We start from the raw sequence: 17,319 nt of genomic DNA, 5'->3' as shown, positions 1-17,319 counted from the left end.
ATCCCCGTTTTTACAAGCGGGGATTTCTTTTATTATAATACGTCACGTTTTTGGAATAATGCACTTGATGCTACAAGTAACACAACAAAGTATGCAGCTACAAGTAATAATGAAGTTGTAAATGTAAATTCTGTAAATGTTGGTTCTACTCCGCCACTAATTAATTTATTGCTATCGTAAGCTCTTAAATCCAAATGGCTAAATACTACAAACTTCGCTACACCTTTTGCAAACATCATTAATACCATGTTAATTGTACCTTGTAAGAATAATAGAAACATCGTAATAATTATTGGTAATACAGACTTTCTAAACACGTTTGCTAAGAAAAATGCAAGTGTTGCAAAGAAAAATGGTGATAACAGCTGATATACAATTGTTTTTAAAGCAATTCCTAACGTTAATTCAGTTTTACTACCGTCCATTACAATTATACCAATAATCATAGCAATTAACGTACTAGCAAATACGATAAATAACATCGTTAATAATACTGTAATATATTTAGAAAATAAAATTGTCATTCGTTTTCTTGGACGAATTAATAATTGCTTAATCGTTCCTTTTTGGAATTCATCTGTAATTGTACGAGAAGCTATTGTAATTCCAAAGATCGTTGTGAATATCATAATTAAGCCGATATTTGAACTTGCAAAATCTAAGTAAGATCCACTTAAGCTACCAGCGTCGCCCCATTTCGCCAATACTACTGTTCCTAAAATCTCTAATAAAGCAATGACACCAATTAAAATATACATACCTTTTTTCGCATGCAACTTTAAAAATTCATTTTGAATTAATTTAAACATTACGCTTTCACTCCCCCAGTAATCGCTAAGAACTCATCCTCTAACGTTTTATTTTGAACAGTAACGCCATATACAAGCACATCAGCATGAACAAGTTTTTTTACAAGTTGCGGAATGTTGTCTTTTGTTACAGATGCTACAATTACATTCCCTTTTGCTTTACCTTTAATGATTTCATTTGCTTTCTGAACTTCATCTACTTCAAACGCTACAACGACTGCCTCATCATGTTTCACTTTTTCATGTAAGTTGTACTCTTGTACAAACTCACCTTGTTTAATAATAACAACGCGATCACACATTAATTCAATTTCACTCAATAAGTGACTTGATACGATTACAGCAATATTCTCTTCTTTCGCTAAACGTTGTAAATAATCACGAATTTGGCGAATACCAGCTGGATCTAATCCATTTGTCGGCTCATCTAAAATTAAGATTTTCGGCTGATGAAGTAATGCCTGTGCAATTCCTAAACGTTGTTTCATACCAAGTGAATATGTTTTCACCTTTTTATGAATCGCATGCTCTAATTCAACAAGCTTTACAATCTCAGCAATGCGCTCTTTACTAATTGGTGTAATGGCCATATTCGCAAAATGCTTTAAGTTTTGCATTCCTGTCATATAATCATATAGTTCAGGATTTTCTACAATCGCTCCAATTTGCTCTAGTGCCTTTTCACGCTCCGAGCGAATACTATGTCCACAAATTGTAATATCGCCCTCTGTCATTGAAATAAGACCTGTCATCATACGGATCGTCGTCGTCTTACCGCTACCGTTCGGCCCAAGGAATCCGTATACTTCTCCTTCACGAACCTCAAATGATAAACCACGAATAATTTCCGTTCCACCAATCCTTTTTCGAACATTCTCTAACTTTACTACTACGTTTCCCAATGCTGATTCCTCCTTTAGACTTCTAGTTTTTTATCGATAATGTGACCTGTAACTACTAGTAATATAATTGTTAATAAACAATTAAAAAATAGATTTAAAATTGTAACCTCTGTACCAGAATAAAATGATGTATTTAAAAAACCATTTTGATCTATAAATCCAATATTATTTATAGCAAACACATACTTTTCTATTTGCTGAAAAATATACGTTATTCCTCCATTAAATGCGGTAAAAATGACGAATAAAACTAAACAAGCAACTTTATTCATCGATGATTTCACATTGAATAGTTTTACAATTACTATAATAAAATAAATAGAAACTAGCATATTAAGAAAATCTAGTCCCCATAAGAAAATAGATAATATATGATGTAATATTCCATAATTATATAAACTGTGTATTGCTTGCTGAATACCTAAATTAGTTTTTCCATTGTAAATATTTAAAGAAAAATAGTATAGAAAAATGATTCCTATTCCTAGCAAAATCATAAAGAGTAGTACACAGAATAAAATATTTGCACATATATACTTTTTTGCTGAAATAGAAGTATAACGTAGCATAGAGTTTTTTAACATTTTCCGAAAAGACGATATACCTGTTAAAAGAATTGCAAATCCATTTATACCTAGTACGATAAAGAATATAATAATAATTATATCTTGCCTACCTGAAATTCTAACTCCTGAAACTCCTTTCATATTAAATAAAAGAATTAATGAAACTGTAATAAAACCAAAGTAAATAATGGCTATCTTTCTCTTATTACAATTATACAGATAATGAAAAAGCTGACTCATTTCTCATAGGCCTCCTTAAACAGCTCATGTACTGCTTTACCCTTTTGAAATCGTAGTTCTTCCACATTTTCATGCAATATTATTTCTCCATCTTTCAAAAAGATTACTTCATCGAATATATTTTCGATTTCTCTTATTAAATGAGTCGATATAAGTAGCGTACAATCTTCACGATAAAATTTAAGTATTAGCTCAAGTACATGTTCTCTAGAAACAAGATCTATCCCGCCCAATGGCTCATCCAGTACGTATAGCTTCGCTTTTCGAGAAAATGTTAAAATAATCTGCAGCTTCTCAACCATACCTTTTGACAATGCTGTAATTTTTTCTTCTAACGGTATTTTAAATTCTGCAATCGTATCTACCGCTTTTTGAATATCGAAGTCTTTATAAAAATCTCGGTAAAAAAATAAAGCATCTTTTACAGTCATCCAATCATCAAAGACTGGCTTATCGGACATAAATGAAACGATTTCTTTCGTCTGTAATCCTACCTTTTTACCGTCTATTGTAATACTACCTTCAGAAGGGTGTTGCAAGCCTGCAATCATTTTCAATAACGTCGTTTTCCCGCTCCCGTTATCTCCAACAAGCCCAACGATTTTCCCTTCCGTAATCTCTATGTTTAATTCACGGATCACTGCTTTTAATCCGTATCTCTTCCATAAGTTTTCTATTTTCAATAGCTCTGTCATTGGCTCTCCTCCCTCTTATCATGTAATGAAGAACGAAGAATTGTAAGAATTTCTTCTTCTGAAAAACCTAAATTGTCCATTCCATCTATAAAAGAATGAAGTAATTCTTTCGCCATCTCTTTTCGCAGCTCCATAATTTTCTCCCCTTCATTCGTTACATACCGTCCCATTCCTCTACGTGTGACAACAACTCCATCCCGTTCTAGCTCTTGAAATGTACGCTGAATCGTATTTGGATTCACTTGTAATTCACTCGCTAATTCACGGACAGAGGGAATTTTATCACCAGGCAATAAATGTCCTGTTACGATCTCTTTTTTTATGTATTCCATTACCTGAATGTAAATTGGTGTATTTGGAGAAAACTCTATTTTCATTTCTTCCCTCCTTTTGTATCGGTGTACTAGTTAAATAATACACTGATACAAAAGGTTTGTAAATACCCATTTAATTACAAAAAAGTTCTATCCGTTAACCGAATAGAACTTCCCAAATATAAATCGCTATACAAAAATAATAGTGTTATGTAAACAAAATTATAAAGAAAAGCTGTCTTATCAATCAATAAGACAGCTTTTCCTTATAATCCTATATTAAAAGTTAAACACGAAGTCATCGTCAGCTAACTTTTCAACGTTCGTTGCTTTTACGTAACCATTTCCTTTTACAGAGAAGAAATCATGGTTTTTCGTATCTGTACGTAAACCATTTAAAACGATTGGGTTAATTTCTTCTTCTTCAAACTTCGGCTCAAGTCCTAAGTTCATAAGCCCTTTATTTGCATTGTAACGAACGAAACGATTTACATCTTCTACAAGACCGATAGAAGTGTAAATTTCTTCTGTATAGGCCATTTCAATTTCATATAGTTCCATTAATAACTCTTGTGTTTCTTTTTGCACTTCTTGTTGCTCTTCTACAGAAAGTTCTGCGAAGATTTGTTGTGCTAAAATACCGACGAATACGCCGTGAATTGACTCATCACGAATTATCAAGTTGATAATCTCACCACTTGCTGTTAGTTTTCCTTGACCAGCTAAGTAAAGTGGATAGAAGAATCCGCTATAGAATAAGTAACTTTCTAAGAACACACTTGCTACCATTGCCATGTATAACTCTTTTTTTGTTACTTCAGGCTTTAATAAACGACGATAGTAACTAGTAATAATACCAGCTTTTTTCTCAAGTAACGGATGATTGTCTACCCAGTCAAAAATATCATCAATCTCTTCTTCTGTAGCTAGTGTTGTGAAAATGTGACTATAACTTTTCGCATGTACTTCTTCCATAGCTCCCATGAAAGCTAATACACTTTTCGCTTGTAAATTTTCAAGATGAACAAGTACAAGTGGCATTCCTTCGCCACCTTGTTTCGTATCTAAAAGTGTTAAACCACCTAATACACGCTTATAAGCAATTTGCTCTTCTTTCGATAATTGCACCCAAGTATTTTTGTCAGACGAAACCGCAATTTCTTCTTCTGTCCAAAACTGAGCGATGTTTTGCTTCCAAAACATTAAACTAAAATCATCTTCTTTTTTGTTCCAGTTTACCGCACGCATTAAATCGCCCCTTCTCTAAATATGATAACTAAGCATGAGCAGGGTTCAGAAAACCCTGCTCATCATGCCTCACTTTTTATATTAAACGGTACAAGCCACACACTCTTCCACGCTTAATTTACGTGTTCTCGTATAATACAGACTCTTTAAGCCTTTTTTATGTGCATAGATGTAGTAACGTGCTAATTCACGTGTTGAAATATCACTATTAACGTAAAGAATTGTACTAATTCCTTGGTCAATATGTTCTTGAATTTCTGCGATTAAATCAATTAATTTAAACTGATTCATATCGTAAGAAGATTTATAGTACCAGAACGTATCTTTTGATAAATACGGCATTGGATAATATGTTGTCGCATTCGCATATGTTCTTGATTCGATTTGACTTACGATCGGCATTACGCTTGAAGTTGCATTTTGAACGTAACTGATTGATTGTGTTGGAGCAATGGCAAGACGATATGAGTTGTATAAACCATTCTTCTGCACTTGCTCTTTTAAACTTGTCCAATCTTCTTTTGTCGGAATATGAATTCCTTCAAATAGTTGCTGAACTTTTTCAGTTACAGGACTGTAATCTGTCGTTTCATACTTTTCGAAGTATGTGCCATTCGCATAATCAGATTTATCGAAGTCTTTAAATGTCTCGCCTTTTTCTGTAGCGATTTCCATACTTTTCTCAATAGAATAGTAATTTAACATCATAAAGAATGTACGAGCGAATTCTTTCGCTTCTGCACTTTCATAAGCGATTTTATTTTTTGCTAAATATCCGTGTAAGTTCATTGCTCCAAGTCCAACTGAATGAAGCTCGTCATTTGCTTTTTTCACAGTTGGTGCATTCGGAATAATCGTCATATCAGAAACAGCTGTTAAAGCTTCCATTCCCGCATGAACTGCTTCACGAATTTCTTTATTTTCCATTACGTTTACAATATTTAACGATCCTAAGTTACAGTTAATATCACGACGGATAATGTCATCTGTACCGTAATCATTTATTTCTGAAGTTTCTTGAAGCTGGAAGATTTCTGTACATAAGTTCGACATCTTCACAGTTCCAATATCCTTCAATGGATGTTGATTATTTGCATTTGATTTAAACATTAAGTATGGGTAACCAGACTCAAGCTGAATCATAGCGATTTTAATAAGCATATCACGTGCACTAATATCTAGTGGCTTCTTCTTCACTTTCGGATTGCTCATTAATTCATCGTACATTTCATCAATGTCAATATCATCTAAATGCTTGCCATATTCTTTATAAACCGTATAAGGCGCGAAAACATGGAAAGGTTCGTTTTTCTCAGCAAGCTCAAAGAACTTACTTGGAACGATAATTCCGATTGATAGAGACTGAATACGGCTCTTCTCATCGGCATTTATTTTTTTTGTATCAAGGAATTCAATAATATCCCAATGGAAAATGTTTAAATATACTGCACCGGCACCTTTTCGTTGGCCAAGCTGATTCGCATATGAAAACGAATCTTCAAGCAATTTCATAACAGGTACTACGCCACTTGCAGCGTTGTCGATACCTTTAATTTGCTCACCACGTGCGCGTAGCTTAGATAAGTTTAAAGCTACTCCCCCGCCGATTTTTGATAATTGCATCGCAGTATTAATGTTAAAGCCAATTGAATTTAAGCTATCATCCATCTCTAACAAGAAACAAGACACCATTTCTCCTCTTCTGCTTCTTCCCGCATTTAAAAAGGTTGGTGTCGCTGGTTGGTAGTTTTGTTTTACAATCATGCTTGCGAATTGTCTTGCTTTCGAAACATCACCGCGTCCTAAGTATAATGAAACAATTGCTACACGATCTTCATAGCTTTCTAAGTATTGTTTTTGATCATTCGTTTTTAACGCATAATCTTTGTAGAACTTAGATGCTGCCATATAAGATTGGAACTCGAAGTTTTCACCATAAGCGATGTTATATACTTCCTCTACTTCCTCCAAGCTATACTCGTCCAGAACGTTGTAATAGTAATCATGTTCTTTCATATACTCCATTCGCTCTGCCACGCTATTAAAAGGAACGGTATTCTCTCTAGCTTCTTCCATAAAGACTTCTAATGCCTCTTTATCTTTATGAAGCTGATAAAAACCGTCCTGCATTTGCGTGATTTCATTATTCAGTTCAATGTGTCGCAATCTCCCGCACCCTTTCCTTAAAATATTCTACATCGTTATTTGTTCCAGATAACTCAAATTTTGATACAATAGGCACTTCATATTTAGTAGAAATCTTGTCAGCACTTGCACCGAACATGTCTCCCCAGTTACGATTGCCGCTTGCAGATACGCCTTTTAATTTTTCATTATTGCGCTCTAAAAAGTCTAAAACACGTTCTGGTACATTTCCAAAACCTGTTGTATACGTAATAAGAATAAAGTCTTCATCTATTACTAGATCTTCATCAATTTGAACGGCCGGCATATTTAATTTGTGAATGAAACGCTTCACGTTTCCTGTCATAGAATCATATGCAACTAACATTTCCGACCCTCCCTCTCAAATCTATATTCTCTATATGTTGTTCTTGATTTCTCTATATATTGTATTACGTTTCAAAATAAGACACAAGATATATGTATAATTTCTTTCTTTTTTTAACTTTTACTTTTCGACATGATAGCCGTTTTTTTTCAATACAATGACTATGAAACAACATTCTAAAACTCATGTCAATAAAGTGCTTTTCAAAAAAGTTGTCAACGAATTTAACCTTATTTTTAAAAAAGTTAACAATATATTTTGTCATAAAACGGTAGATGCTGAAGAAATATATTTCTCCAGCATCACGCAAAAAAGAACAGATATGAAACTATAATCTGCTCTAAAAAACGATTACATTTATCAAATTTACCTTATTAAATATATTATACATATACTTTCGTTTTTCGTTACATACTAAAAGATAACTATTATAGAAAAAGATTATTATTATGGAACTTCAATTTATTTATGAAAAGTTTATTCAGAGTACTCAATGCGCAAAATATCTTTTACAAATATATGATGTGGATTTTCATCTTTATCCAGCATTGTACATACAGGAGCCTCTTCATCAAAGTATACAATCAGTCCTTCTACGTACTGATATGTATGTTGAACTTGTACAGTTACTTTAATTTCTATTGCTTCTTCATATGCTCTTTTTATTTTCTGAAGCATTTTTGCTGAACATTTTCGTTTCTCTGGATACATAACCATTCCCATAAATCGATTGCCGGCTCTATCTTTCCACATATAATCCCAATGTGGTAAAATGCCTTGTTTAAAATCGCCCATAATTCCCCTCTCCTTTATCTTTTATTTATCCCGCATGAAACGTCCGTTTGGTGAAGGCTACTAATCAGTGAGAGATGCCCTGCTGATCAAAATTCTCCTTTATGAACGTGGCGTTTCTGAATATGTATAAATCACTTGCCCGCCTCGCTGTGCGTTACCAATGAAATGCTTAAAGTCTTCTCTATTTACAACAACTTCTCTGAACGTATAAAATACATCTTTCGTAACAACATACTCCTTTATTTCACCATTTTTTAGCTGATCTAAAATTGTATTTGCTAATTCTTTATCCATGTATTTCACCTCTCTGCAATATTTTATTTTATCTTATATTCTATAGGTCAACAACTGTAAATTTATCCCGCTATTTGCAGGTAGTCCGATTGGTGTTGACTACTAATCAGTCGTAGAATGAACAAAAAATCTTACTGATTAACGTTTCACTTTATCTCGTTGTTATACCATGATTTTATTTTCGTTATTTCGCAAACAATATTGTTTTACTATATGTCCACTAAATATCATATACTAACATAGCTACTTCTCTATATCAAACATTTCGGCATTCAATTATGCAAAGTTCCATACCACTATGCTACAATATACAAATAGAACTAGGAGGGATACTATGATTCGGAAAGCAAAAAAGACAGATGCGATGGCAATAGCTCCTTTATTGTATAATGCTCTGCATGAAATTGCTGAAAAAATCACAGGTAGCACAGTTGAAGCAGAAGTATTACTAGGACTTGAGACATGGTTCTCAAAAGAAAATAACCGTCTGAGCTACGAAAACTGTTTTGTCTATGAACAAGACGAGAGTGCAGTTGGAATTATTGTCGCTTATCACGGTAGTGAAGCAACACAGCTTGACGCACCAATTGTACATCACTTAAGAGCATTACATAAAGATGAATCAATTACGTTAGAAAAAGAAGCTGAGCTTGATGAGTATTACATTGATACATTATCAGTTTCAAGTGCACACGGCGGAAAAGGTATAGGTTCTAAATTAATTGAAGCTGTCGAAATCTATGCAACTGAAAAAGGGCATAAAAAAATCGCTTTACTTGTTAATTTAGAAAACAAACGCGCCTATTCACTATACGAAAAGTTAGGTTATAAAAAAGATGAAATTGTTATGCTAGTAGGGGAACCTTATGCTCATCTCGTAAAACCATTAAACGTCAAAATTTCTATATCTTAAAAAGAAAGCACACGATTTATATAAATCGTGTGCTTTTATGTTAAATTTGTATTTAATATATTTCCATCCATCGCCTCGTGAAACGTATATGTTGTACATCCCCATGGCTCTCTGTGCAAAATAGGAGAACCAGACCATCCCATCGCTCTCAGTTCGGCACCAATCATTACATTCACATAATTATGACCTACAAGAGCTATACTTCCATGTACGAGAGCATAACGATGTAACAGGTAAGCCGCTTGCCTTACCCTCTCTCTTACTTCCTTATAAGACTCAACATCTTTATGGTAGCCAAGTATCCATAATGTTCGTCCAATGAACATCCATACCTTAATTGTGCATTTCAACCACTTCGGAGCAAAAAAGCATGAAGGAACTTCAGCTTCTCTAAAAAGAGAATTTTGCATAAAAGATAAAGAATCCGTCAATTCAGCTGCTGATTGTACAGCACGCCTTTGATCACTTGTTAAGACAAATTTCGCTGCTTCAATTGCCTCTATTGTTTCTATCGGCATTTTAGCTTTTTGTATCATTGACTCGGAATCATACTGTTTCATCCATTCGTGAAATGAATTAATTGTCATCGGTTCTCTTATACGACTTAAACAACCATGACGAATAAAAGAAATCTTCATTCTTTTCACTCTCCATTCATCACTTATGAACTCTATTATGCACTAGTTCTAAACATCATACCACGCAAGAAAATAAAGTTATATCCCTTTACATCTCTCCACCACTATCATGTGTTATCGAAGCATGGATACCATCCATCCCATCAAAATATGTACTCGTATCATATTGACGAATCTTTTTTAAATGCATATAAGAAAATAAAAATAAAATTAAAGCTATAACACTCCCCACAAATTCAAACATCATTTTACCGCCTCTAATTTCTCCCACTTCAGCAGGTTATTCTACTTTTTCATTATACCTCGATATAAAGATTCTCGCATTTTTGCTATTTTTTCTAAAAAACATGGATTTTCTACATATTTTCTTACAAAAAGTGAATATTTTTCGAATTTTTACTTTGGAAACATTTACAAAGTAGGAAATATGGTTCAAAATAGGAGGAAATAAAAAAACCCAAATTTATTCTTTTTTTGGGAAAACTGTAACAAGGAGAGTTGCTTATGCAGATCGCAGAAACTGGAGATATCATCGAATTTAAAGGTGGAATGCAAGGCCGTGTTCAAAAAGTAAATCAAAACTCTGTTATTGTTGATATAACAATTATGAAGAATTTTAGAGAACTAGATATGGAACCTCTTACAGTTGTAAGTCATAAAAACTATACTGTCATTAATCAAAATGCATAATATAATAGAAAGAAAGGGCCTGTATACTATACAGGCCCTTTCTTTCTATTAACGATTATCAATTGTTTCCGGATATAGATCGTGGTTCATCATGCGGTAGTCAGCCATTTGTTCATACTTCGTACCTGGGCGCCCGTAGTTGCAGTATGGATCAATTGAAATGCCACCACGTGGTGTGAATTTCCCCCATACCTCAATATAACGCGGATCCATTAATTTAATTAAATCGTTCATAATAACGTTCATGCAATCTTCGTGGAAATCACCATGATTGCGGAAACTAAATAAATACAACTTTAAAGATTTACTCTCTACCATTTTTTGCTCTGGAATATAGCTAATATAAATTGTTGCAAAATCTGGTTGTCCTGTTTTCGGGCATAAACTTGTAAATTCAGGACAATTGAATTTTACAAAATAATCACGGTTTGGATGATTATTATCAAACACCTCTAATATTTCTGGGCTATATTCAAATAAATATTTTGTATTTTGATTCCCTAGTAATGTTACATCTTTTAAATCTTCATCTAATCTTCCTGTCATTTTAAACATCCCTTCTCGTTATACGCCGCGCTTATTTCCCCATACTAACGCATGAAGCTGAGGCAATACTTTTGCATCATTCATCTCTTTACAATTTACAGCTTTATCAATCAGCCATTCATACTTATCTAATAAATTTTTTATAAGCATCGCATCATCCACTGTTTTTGTATCATCGTTTCCTACTTGTAAGAAAAATGGTACCTTTGGATAACGTTCGTGCATCTTAACTGCATATTCAAAATCATGATCATCGAATACTACTACTTTTAAACTAATATCTTTTCCTGCTAGTTTCTGAATAATAGCATCTAACTTATGAAAATCTGTTTTCATCGTTGAACTTGGTGGTTTTGGAGAAATTGTTACCTCATCAATTTGAAGTAACCAATCTTGCCATTTACTCCCTTGCGTTTCAATTGCCGTTCGCATTCCATTTTCTTTTAATATAGAAAGAAGAAACTCAATATTTTTCAGTAATGCCGGATTTCCACCTGAAATCGTAACATGAGAAAAATTTTCTCCTCCAATTGCAACAAGCTCATCCCAAATATCTTCTGGTGTCATCTGTCTAATTTGATCTTTAGCTGATCCATCCCACGTAAAAGCAGAATCACACCAAGCACAGCTATAATCACAACCAGCTGTACGGATAAACATTGTTTTTTGCCCTACAACCATTCCTTCACCTTGAATAGTCGGACCGAATATTTCTAAGACAGGGATTTTACTCATCAAGCATCCACTCCCGTCTTACTTCCGCATAACTAGTCGGCGTCTCAAATAGACGAACAAATTCAACGCGAGCTCCTTTATATTCGTTCACTCGATTCTCTTTTGTTAGTGCTTCTGCCATCTTTTCATAAATCCAAACGACCATATTTTCAGCAGTCGTATTCATTGCAGGTAACGTTTCGTTTAAATAACGATGATCTAGATAAATTTCGATTTCATTTTTCCAAATTTCTTTTATATCTCCAAAGTCAATTGCAAGACCTATTTCATTTACATATCCACTAATTCCAAATACAACTTTATATGTGTGACCGTGTAAGTTTTTACATTTCCCTTCATAACAGTGTAAATGGTGTGCTGCATCAAATGTAAATTCCTTGCTGACCATTACTCTTTTATTATGGTATTTGAGTTGTTTACGCTGAATATCCTTGTCCATTTTTTGCAAATTCTCTACGATGCGAAATCCAAAAAAGTTATCCATTAGTTATTCGCTCCTTCGCGTTCTTGTAGGTACGTATCTAATCCTGCTTTACGAAGTTGACATGCTGGACATTCACCGCAACCATCACCAATGATTCCGTTATAACATGTTAATGTTTTTTCTCGAACAAACTCAAATGCTCCAAGTTCATCTGATAATTTCCATGTTTCAGCCTTATCAATCCACATAAGTGGCGTGTGAATGACAAACGGGTAATCCATAGATAAATTTAAAGTAACATTTAACGATTTCACAAACACGTCACGGCAGTCTGGATAACCACTGAAATCAGTTTCACATACACCCGTTACAATATGACGTGCTCCAACTTGTTTTGCTAATACAGCAGCAAATGATAAGAAGAGTAAATTTCGTCCATCTACAAATGTCGATGGCAATTCACCTTCTTCATGTGTAATCTCCAAATCCGTTCTCGTTAACGCATTTGGAGCAAGTTGATTTAATAGACTCATATCTAGTACCGTATGCTTTATTCCTAGTTCTTTTGCAATTTCCGCTGCACAATCAATTTCTAGCTTATGACGTTGATTGTAATTAAACGTTACAGCTTCTACCTCTGCAAACTGCTCTATTGCCCAAAATAAACATGTCGTACTATCTTGTCCTCCACTAAAAACAACAACTGCTTTTTCTTTTTTCATTTCACTCATTCTCCTTCTCTACTATAAATAAGAAGAAAGAACGTTCTTGAACTGTCACAATAAAAAAACAAAACAATACCTAAGGATATTGTTGTTTCCATAGTTTTTTATAGAGGGAGTTCGCGAACCTCTCCCGCGCGATGCACGGAATTTCTTCTTTCATTGACACAGCTTATTGTAACATATTGTATACTAGCGTAAAAATTTCTGATTTTTCCGCTATTTATTATTTCATTTCTTTCATTTTATAGTATGATTAATTTAATCTAAGAAGAGAGGAGGCATCCCACTGAAATCCTTTATTATTTATCTCTTTTTAAATATATTATTCATCCTGATTACAATGCTCGTATATCATTTATTTTGGAATCAAAAAGGGAAACGCTCTCCTAAATTAAATTCAGCTATATTCATTGTACTCTGTTGCCTTGCTACCGTACTCTGTATTACATTTGCAGCAAAAACAAATAATGGTTTTCAATTTGATATGCGCCATATTGTATTAATTGTCGGTACATTAACGGGAGGGCCTATTGCTGGTGGTTCTATCTTAGTTGTATTAAACATATATCGCTTATTATTAGGTGGGGTAGGTGTTTTCCCATCTCTTATCGGTTCTGTTCTTCTATTTATTGTTCTACTATTAACATATAAATTTTTTAATCAAACTTCTAATCGTATAAAAATAACACTTGCTATTATCTACAGTCTCACATACGGATTTAGTTGGATACCCTTCTTCCTTTCAAAGGTTACAAATAAGACTGATTATATACTGCATATTATTGTGTATGAGTTATGTTCAATGCTTGGTACGATTCTAATTTTATATTTACTGCACATATTACAAACTCAAGTTCGTCTCCAAAACGAACTTATAAATGCTGAAAAGTTTCATTTAATTGGTGAAATGGCAGCGTCTATCTCTCATGAAATTCGCAATCCATTAACTTCAACGAAAGGTTTTTTACAACTGTTACAATCAGATACCTGTACTGAGCAGGAACGAAAATTGTATATCGACATTGCCATTAACGGCATCGAACAAGCAAATCATGTTCTTACAGATTATTTAACCTTTGCTAAACCAAGCATTGAAAAAGAACAAACATTACAGTTAGAAGAAGAATTACTACATGCATTGTCGTTAATTACACCGCTTACTAATTTAACAAATGTACGTACTCATTATATAAAGCAAAGCACTTCTTTTTTTATCGCTGGTGAAAAGCAAAAACTAAATCAATGTTTATTAAATATTTTAAAAAATTGCATTGAGGCTATGCCAAAAGGCGGTGATCTTTATTTCACATTAGTTCCTGATCATAAGCATATTCAGTTATATATAAAAGATACAGGAGTCGGTATGGATTCAGAACAAGTAAAACGTCTTGGCTCTCCTTTTTATTCAACGAAAGAAAAAGGTACTGGACTTGGAATGATGGTCGTATTCAGTGTTGTTCAAGCTATGAATGGAAAAATTGATATTATAAGTGAAAAAGGAATCGGTACAACCTTTTTATTAACTTTTCCACTCATACAAAAAACGTGATGAAATACTCATCACGTTTTTTCTGTTCCTTCAACTAATTCAGCAAAAGCTTTCACTTTTCCGTGCGGTTGTTGATTTTCTTTACGTGCTTTCCAGGCGCGCTCTTCTTCTCGCTTCTTCTTAGACATGTTTTTTCAACTCCTTCTTTTCTTTCTCCATGTAGTATTCCAAAATAAGAAAGAAAACTATGCACATATCAAAAAAGAAGTGGTTTCCCACTTCTTCCACTTTAGCGTTGCAAAATTGCATGTTTCGCCTCTTTTAACTGCGTAAGATGTCTTTGTTCATGCAAATCAAGAAATTGAACCCATTGATACAAATTCAGATCATTAAAAACAGGATGCTTTAATCCATTTTCAAATAAATCTTTTTCATCTATAACACTATGAAGCGCGTGTAATAGTTCTTGGCGTGAATGTTCTAGCAATTGAATTCCTTGCTGTTTTTTCATTAAAGTTTCTGTTGGTTGCATTTGCTGAGGAGCTTCTCGTTTATGTGTGCGATCAAGCGTAAGTTGGAGGTCTTTAAATGGAGTCATGTTTCTTTCCTTTTTTTGTAAAGCATATACAAGGGCAGACGTGACAGATTGTTCAACTAAATGCAAGTGGTGTAAAATTTGAATAATGCTCCATTTATCACGGCGTGGCTTTACATTCACTTCTGTGTCATTTAACATTTCAATTTCTGATAATAGCGTGCTTCGAGTAGACTGTAATGAGTTTACTAAACTTTCTAAACTTACATCCATATTAGATTGAAGCATACTTGTTCCCCCCTTTTGTTTGTGAAAAGAGGTGCTCCTTATTAGAAACACCTCTTTAGTATTCTGAATTTTCTTTTATTATCTCATCATTTTCCCATTATGTCGATGTTAAACATGTGAAAAAAAGCGCATGTTTTTTACAATTTTGTGTCGTCAATCGCATGTAACCATGCTTCAATTTCTGTAATAACACTTTTCACACAGCCTTCAGCAAATGGTGATGTTAAATTTGCAACTTCTACTAATTCTAAGAACGATTTACTTCCACCTTGTTGGCACAGATTCACATAATCTTCCCAAGCCTCTTGTCTATTATCTCTTGCACGTTTCCAAAATTGTAGCGCACAAATTTGAGCAAGCGTGTAATCAATATAATAGAACGGTGAGCTATAAATATGCCCTTGACGTTGCCAAAAACCACCGCGCTCTAAATAATCATTATCCTCATAATCACGATGTGGTAAATATTTCTTCTCTATGTTACGCCATGCTGTCTTACGCTCTTCAGGTGATGCTTCAGGATTTTCATATACATAATGTTGATATTCATCAACAGATACACCATAAGGTAAAAACAGAAGTGCTGAACTTAAGTGAGAGAAGTAATATTTATCTGCATCTTCTTCAAAGAATAGCTTCATCCATGGCCATGTAAAGAATTCCATACTCATAGAGTGGATTTCACATGCCTCATATGTTGGCCAATTATATTCTGGAATTTCAAATTTACGACTTTCATATACTTGGAAAGCATGACCTGCTTCATGTGTTAATACATCAATGTCACCAGATGTTCCATTGAAGTTTGAGAAAATAAATGGCGCTTTATAATTCTCAATATATGTACAATATCCGCCACCAGCTTTTCCTTTTTTCGCAACTAAATCTAATAAATCATTATCTAGCATGAAATTGAAAAATTCATCTGTTTCAACCGATAACTCTTTATACATTGTCTTTCCATGATCAACAATCCAATCCGCATCTCCTTTTGGAGTTGGGTTACCTGTAGCAAACTCAAAGTTTTCGTCGTAATAAGCTAACTTCTCTACACCGATACGTGCTTGTTGTCGCTTTCTTAATTCCGTTGTAACGGGAACGATATAATCTAGCACTTGCTGACGGTAATTAGCCACCATCTCCGCATTATAATCTGTACGGTACATTCTTGCATATCCAAGTTCAACAAAGTTTTTGAAACCTAAAGATTTTGCGATTTTCGTTCTCACTTTAACAAGCTCATCATAAATACGATCTAGTTCTTCCTCATTTCCAGCTAAAAATCCGTAGTATGCTTCACTTGCTGCTTTACGTTCGCTTCTTTCTTTTCCTTGCATAAACGGAATCAGTTGCGATAACGTTCTTTCTTCTCCAGCAAAGTCAATTTTTGCAGATGCTAATAACTGTGTATATTGCGATGATAATTTATTTTCTAATTGTAAATCTTTCACGACTTCATCTGAATATGTTTTTAAATCACATTCTGCTAGAGCAAATAATTGTTTTCCATAATACGCCTCTAATTCTTCACGAAATGGAGAATTAATGAGTGCCTTATAATATTTTGTACCATATCCTTGTACAACTGGAGAGAATTCATCAAAGAAATCCTGCTCCTCCTTATAAAAAGTATCCGTCGTATCAACAGAATGGCGAATGTAACAAAGGTTTCCCATTGTACCAAAATCGTTGCGAATCTCATTAATTGAATGAATGACTTGTTTTTGTTCTTCTACAGTTTTTGCGTTATCAAACTTCTCTAAAGCAACAGTAAATTTCTCTTTTAACTCTTCAATATTTGGGCGTTTATATTCATAGTCTTTAAATGACATGAACGAGCCTCCTCTCCATTACATACCTTTATTATAATTCAATACGTATTCTCGAATCCCCTCTTAATTTTCAACAAATTTCGGCAGTGACTGCCATGAGTTCATTACAAATAAAAAAGCCTTGGATTT

At 33.9% G+C, this 17,319-nt stretch carries 22 protein-coding genes and 1 riboswitch; of the genes, 3 read left to right on the top strand and 19 right to left on the bottom strand.

Going from position 1 to position 17,319, the window contains the following annotated elements:
- Positions 1-32: 32 nt before the first annotated feature.
- The 10 genes from N2V80_RS06870 to N2V80_RS06825 form a co-directional block, all read right to left on the bottom strand.
- Positions 33-809 carry an ABC transporter permease gene (locus tag N2V80_RS06870; protein ID WP_000475438.1) on the bottom strand — a complete coding sequence of 259 codons (777 nt, stop codon included), beginning with the start codon at positions 807-809 and terminating at the stop codon, positions 33-35.
- Complete coding sequence (locus N2V80_RS06865) at positions 809-1,711, bottom strand: ABC transporter ATP-binding protein (protein WP_000528820.1); 903 nt, start codon at positions 1,709-1,711, stop codon at positions 809-811. The genes N2V80_RS06870 and N2V80_RS06865 overlap by 1 nt, the downstream gene beginning before the upstream one ends.
- Positions 1,712-1,725: 14 nt before the next feature.
- Positions 1,726-2,517, bottom strand: coding sequence for a hypothetical protein (locus N2V80_RS06860; protein WP_061654688.1), 792 nt, complete (start codon positions 2,515-2,517; stop codon positions 1,726-1,728).
- The gene (locus N2V80_RS06855) at positions 2,514-3,212 is read right to left on the bottom strand and encodes an ABC transporter ATP-binding protein (RefSeq protein WP_030024219.1); all 699 of its coding nucleotides are present in this window, start codon (positions 3,210-3,212) and stop codon (positions 2,514-2,516) included. Before N2V80_RS06855 ends, N2V80_RS06860 begins: the two co-directional genes overlap by 4 nt.
- Positions 3,209-3,589 (bottom strand): GntR family transcriptional regulator, encoded by a 381-nt coding sequence (locus tag N2V80_RS06850; protein WP_000687512.1) that lies wholly within the window; start codon positions 3,587-3,589, stop codon positions 3,209-3,211. The genes N2V80_RS06855 and N2V80_RS06850 overlap by 4 nt, the downstream gene beginning before the upstream one ends.
- A 216-nt stretch (positions 3,590-3,805) precedes the next feature.
- Complete coding sequence (nrdF, locus tag N2V80_RS06845; protein ID WP_001203031.1) at positions 3,806-4,774, bottom strand: class 1b ribonucleoside-diphosphate reductase subunit beta; 969 nt, start codon at positions 4,772-4,774, stop codon at positions 3,806-3,808.
- Between the two features lie 81 nt (positions 4,775-4,855).
- Positions 4,856-6,940 (bottom strand): class 1b ribonucleoside-diphosphate reductase subunit alpha, encoded by a 2,085-nt coding sequence (gene nrdE, locus N2V80_RS06840; protein ID WP_001215839.1) that lies wholly within the window; start codon positions 6,938-6,940, stop codon positions 4,856-4,858.
- Positions 6,927-7,286, bottom strand: a complete 360-nt coding sequence (gene nrdI, locus N2V80_RS06835; RefSeq protein ID WP_000959447.1) for a class Ib ribonucleoside-diphosphate reductase assembly flavoprotein NrdI — start codon at positions 7,284-7,286, stop codon at positions 6,927-6,929. The genes nrdE and nrdI overlap by 14 nt, the downstream gene beginning before the upstream one ends.
- A 477-nt stretch (positions 7,287-7,763) precedes the next feature.
- Positions 7,764-8,081: a hypothetical protein gene (locus N2V80_RS06830; protein ID WP_000502197.1), complete on the bottom strand. Its 318-nt coding sequence runs from the start codon at positions 8,079-8,081 to the stop codon at positions 7,764-7,766.
- A gap of 99 nt (positions 8,082-8,180) precedes the next feature.
- Positions 8,181-8,375, bottom strand: coding sequence for a hypothetical protein (locus N2V80_RS06825; RefSeq protein ID WP_000356684.1), 195 nt, complete (start codon positions 8,373-8,375; stop codon positions 8,181-8,183).
- 334 nt (positions 8,376-8,709) lie between these two features.
- Here N2V80_RS06825 and N2V80_RS06820 point away from each other — a divergent pair, with 334 nt between their 5' ends.
- Complete coding sequence (locus tag N2V80_RS06820) at positions 8,710-9,288, top strand: GNAT family N-acetyltransferase (RefSeq protein WP_061654689.1); 579 nt, start codon at positions 8,710-8,712, stop codon at positions 9,286-9,288.
- A 35-nt stretch (positions 9,289-9,323) separates the two neighbouring features.
- Here N2V80_RS06820 and N2V80_RS06815 read toward each other — a convergent pair whose 3' ends face one another.
- Both N2V80_RS06815 and N2V80_RS06810 read right to left on the bottom strand, forming a co-directional pair.
- Positions 9,324-9,926, bottom strand: coding sequence for a phosphoglycerate mutase (locus tag N2V80_RS06815; protein WP_000703098.1), 603 nt, complete (start codon positions 9,924-9,926; stop codon positions 9,324-9,326).
- Between the two features lie 88 nt (positions 9,927-10,014).
- Complete coding sequence (locus N2V80_RS06810) at positions 10,015-10,197, bottom strand: hypothetical protein (RefSeq protein ID WP_002004691.1); 183 nt, start codon at positions 10,195-10,197, stop codon at positions 10,015-10,017.
- A gap of 233 nt (positions 10,198-10,430) precedes the next feature.
- Between N2V80_RS06810 and N2V80_RS06805 the strand changes: the two genes are divergently transcribed.
- A complete protein-coding gene (locus tag N2V80_RS06805) occupies positions 10,431-10,616 on the top strand; it encodes a YkvS family protein (RefSeq protein ID WP_001165082.1) in 186 nt (61 codons plus the stop codon).
- A 48-nt stretch (positions 10,617-10,664) separates the two neighbouring features.
- Here the strand turns inward: N2V80_RS06805 and queF are convergent, their stop codons facing one another.
- From queF to queC, 4 genes are read right to left on the bottom strand one after another with little or no spacing between them, the layout of a single operon-like run.
- On the bottom strand, positions 10,665-11,162 hold the full coding sequence (gene queF / locus N2V80_RS06800; protein ID WP_001986050.1) for a preQ(1) synthase: 498 nt from the start codon (positions 11,160-11,162) through the stop codon (positions 10,665-10,667).
- 18 nt (positions 11,163-11,180) lie between these two features.
- On the bottom strand, positions 11,181-11,897 hold the full coding sequence (gene queE / locus N2V80_RS06795) for a 7-carboxy-7-deazaguanine synthase QueE (protein WP_000036298.1): 717 nt from the start codon (positions 11,895-11,897) through the stop codon (positions 11,181-11,183).
- Positions 11,890-12,381, bottom strand: a complete 492-nt coding sequence (queD, locus tag N2V80_RS06790; protein ID WP_000368414.1) for a 6-carboxytetrahydropterin synthase QueD — start codon at positions 12,379-12,381, stop codon at positions 11,890-11,892. Before queD ends, queE begins: the two co-directional genes overlap by 8 nt.
- Positions 12,381-13,043 (bottom strand): 7-cyano-7-deazaguanine synthase QueC, encoded by a 663-nt coding sequence (queC, locus tag N2V80_RS06785; protein ID WP_061654690.1) that lies wholly within the window; start codon positions 13,041-13,043, stop codon positions 12,381-12,383. Before queC ends, queD begins: the two co-directional genes overlap by 1 nt.
- Before the next feature lie 93 nt (positions 13,044-13,136).
- A riboswitch (PreQ1 riboswitch) is annotated at positions 13,137-13,180 on the bottom strand.
- Positions 13,181-13,386: 206 nt separating this feature from the next.
- On the opposite strand from queC, the gene kinB reads away from it, so the two are divergent.
- Positions 13,387-14,595, top strand: coding sequence for a sporulation sensor histidine kinase KinB (kinB, locus tag N2V80_RS06780; protein WP_000964152.1), 1,209 nt, complete (start codon positions 13,387-13,389; stop codon positions 14,593-14,595).
- Positions 14,596-14,606: 11 nt separating this feature from the next.
- On the opposite strand, the gene N2V80_RS06775 is transcribed toward kinB, so the two are convergent.
- The 3 genes from N2V80_RS06775 to N2V80_RS06765 all read right to left on the bottom strand — a co-directional run bounded on the left by N2V80_RS06775 (position 14,607) and on the right by N2V80_RS06765 (position 17,190).
- Positions 14,607-14,723 carry a DUF6254 family protein gene (locus tag N2V80_RS06775; RefSeq protein ID WP_000038355.1) on the bottom strand — a complete coding sequence of 39 codons (117 nt, stop codon included), beginning with the start codon at positions 14,721-14,723 and terminating at the stop codon, positions 14,607-14,609.
- A gap of 101 nt (positions 14,724-14,824) precedes the next feature.
- Positions 14,825-15,358 (bottom strand): DinB family protein, encoded by a 534-nt coding sequence (locus N2V80_RS06770; protein ID WP_000941970.1) that lies wholly within the window; start codon positions 15,356-15,358, stop codon positions 14,825-14,827.
- Positions 15,359-15,495: 137 nt separating this feature from the next.
- A complete protein-coding gene (locus tag N2V80_RS06765) occupies positions 15,496-17,190 on the bottom strand; it encodes a M3 family oligoendopeptidase (protein ID WP_000008578.1) in 1,695 nt (564 codons plus the stop codon).
- Positions 17,191-17,319: the final 129 nt, after the last annotated feature.

Source organism: Bacillus sp. FSL W8-0640 (genome assembly GCF_038007725.1).
GTDB lineage: Bacteria > Bacillota > Bacilli > Bacillales > Bacillaceae_G > Bacillus_A > Bacillus_A cereus.
The sequence above is the reverse complement of the archived record's forward strand: the minus strand, read 5'-3'. Positions and strand labels throughout refer to the sequence as shown.